Annotated in this window: 1 protein-coding gene and 1 pseudogene; both read right to left on the bottom strand. The window is 43.8% G+C overall.

Annotation, left to right across the window (positions count from 1 at the left end):
* Positions 1-353: 353 nt before the first annotated feature.
* Positions 354-1,514, bottom strand: coding sequence for a nucleotidyltransferase family protein (locus PX482_RS04535; RefSeq protein WP_288027640.1), 1,161 nt, complete (start codon positions 1,512-1,514; stop codon positions 354-356).
* Positions 1,515-2,220: 706 nt separating this feature from the next.
* Positions 2,221-2,383 (bottom strand): annotated as a pseudogene (locus PX482_RS27625) (RNA-guided endonuclease TnpB family protein); the annotation flags it as partial.

Genomic DNA, 2,383 nt, shown 5'->3' with positions numbered 1-2,383 from the left:
TTAAAATAAAGCTTTTGACCTGTTAAAGTCCGATGTTCATGCTGCGAAAATAGGATTGGGACGTTCAAAAACCTTGCATTATCCTTCTTGTAGTACATCGCTTGGTACAAAAAACAAGGGCAACAAAGCCTAAAACGACCGACTCCTGACGACCGGCTACTGACTCCTACCCCCAGGAAAAACTTTTTCAGCAGACCCTACTTAAGTAGTCGTGCAAAATTAATGTCTTGGTTAGGATAGGCAAAAGGCACTCATGCAAAAGGCACTAATGCAAGGAGTGGTTAGATATGTGTAATTAATTTTGCTTAGGTACTTATCAAGTAAAAGTAAAAAGTTCCCTGTTGCGGTGTTGCCTACTTGCTATTGAATAAAGAACGAATTGCCTGATGTTTAGGGTGATCAAATTCTGGGGGAACCTTGCGGGTATCGGTAATCAACCAATCCAAGGCTGCCGCTTCCACATCGATCGCCGCGCCGGTTTTATCAACACAATAGCGCCCAAAGACCAACTTATCCACCAAACGGGCCCCTGAACCGAGGCGAGAATATTCAAAAATAACGCTATTATCCACTGTCGCGCCGCCACAAATCCAACAATTTGGGCCAATCATACTCGGACCGACAATTTTCGCCCCGTCTTCAATGCGCGTCATTGCCCCGATATACACAGGTCCGGTGATATCGACTCGATCCCAGTTTACCCCCACATTTAAGCCCGTGTAGATGCCCGGTTTGACTTCGATGCCGGGGATAGCAACATTTTTAATTTTCCGGGATAACACCCCGCGAATTGCCTGCCAGTAGTCGGGGACTTTACCAATATCCACCCATTCAAAATCCATGTTTAAAGCGTAGAAAGGCGCAGCTTTAGCGACTAATTGGGGGAATAATTCGCCCCCGATGTCGTATTTACTATTAGGGGGAATAAAATCAATGATTTCTCGTTCAAAAATATAGATCCCCGTGTTAATGCAGGTACTTAAAGCTTCATCGATGGCCGGTTTTTCTTGGAAACTGAGAATCCGTCCCTCCTCGTCGCTAACTACCACCCCATAACTGGATACTTCCTCTCTGGGGACGGTTTTGGTGACAATAGTGGCGATCGCTCCCTTTTCCCGATGCCATTTAACGGCTGCGGTTAAATCAAGATCGATCAGCGCATCACCACAGAGAACCACAAAAGTATCGTCAAAAAAGGGATTAAAATCTTGAATTCGTCGTAAACCGCCCGCCGATCCTAGGGCATCACCGATTAACTCGCCCTCTTCGATTCTACCCTCGAAAGAATAGCCGATATGCACCCCAAAACGCTGACCATCGCGGAAATAACTCTCAATTTCTTCGGCTAAATGACTAACATTGACCATGATCTGATCAAAGCCATGCTGTCGCAACAGTTCCAACAAAAACTCCATCACCGGCTTTTGTAAAATCGGGATCAGGGGTTTGGGAATCGTATGGGTAATCGGACGGACGCGAGTTCCTTTGCCAGCCGCCAAAATCATGGCTTTCATTGATGTTTATTTCCTTTTGCGATCGAGGTTTGTAGTTAAATCATGCCTAGTGTATCATTACTGGCTCGGAATCAGTGGTTATCGATCCTCTTGGGGGTACCTCGAAAAATAGATTTACTTCAGCATTGCACCGCCTGAAACCCTGATCAAACCTTGGTTTACTCTCAATTAGTGCGAAGATTTTCTCAATAAGTCCAATTGATCGAGCTACCCCTTGAGTAATTGATAACGGGAAAAAGTGAGAGATTTAACCCAGATTACACTGATGGACAAAATTAACAAATTAACTTTGCTGTAACTCATACTACTCAGTCCTCTAGGCTAAGATGATCAAAAAAACGCAAGTTTTTAAATTGATGGGCAAAAAAAGTTTAATTTTAGCCAATAACCAAGGCGTTATGTCTAGGCTACCTCGAAAAATCGAATTTTGAGGGACGGAGCGCCTTGTTAGTTCTTGAAAATAATTCCCTCTTCATCAATGTAGATCAAGGAGATTTCCTCGACCAACACTTTGTTAACAAAATCTTTTATTCGAGGTGTCCTTGAGCATTAGATCAACCTAGACTCCTTGCCTAATTTCCCCAACAATCCGGTTAACCCCAAGAAGTCTAGGCGAAAAATGGTGAGCAAAAATTTGACTACTTGAGATATTGACACTCCCGTCGCGCTTATGCGAGGGATTCTTGGTTCACTGACTCAAGTTGTCTTAGCAGGTATTGCTACCAACCAAAATAGAGCTTAAATCTCCCCAAGCGTTTAGGTCTGACGACCAGCTTCCGATATGCCCTATCGTAGCTTTTTTGAGTATATTTAATGCCGCCATCTTGTCCCTATCTTCTATATACCCACACAAACAAACATGAGTTCTG

It is taken from the genome of Microcystis sp. M53602_WE12, assembly GCF_030065455.1.
Classification (GTDB): domain Bacteria; phylum Cyanobacteriota; class Cyanobacteriia; order Cyanobacteriales; family Microcystaceae; genus Microcystis; species Microcystis aeruginosa.
This window is presented reverse-complemented; position numbering and strand designations above follow the sequence as displayed.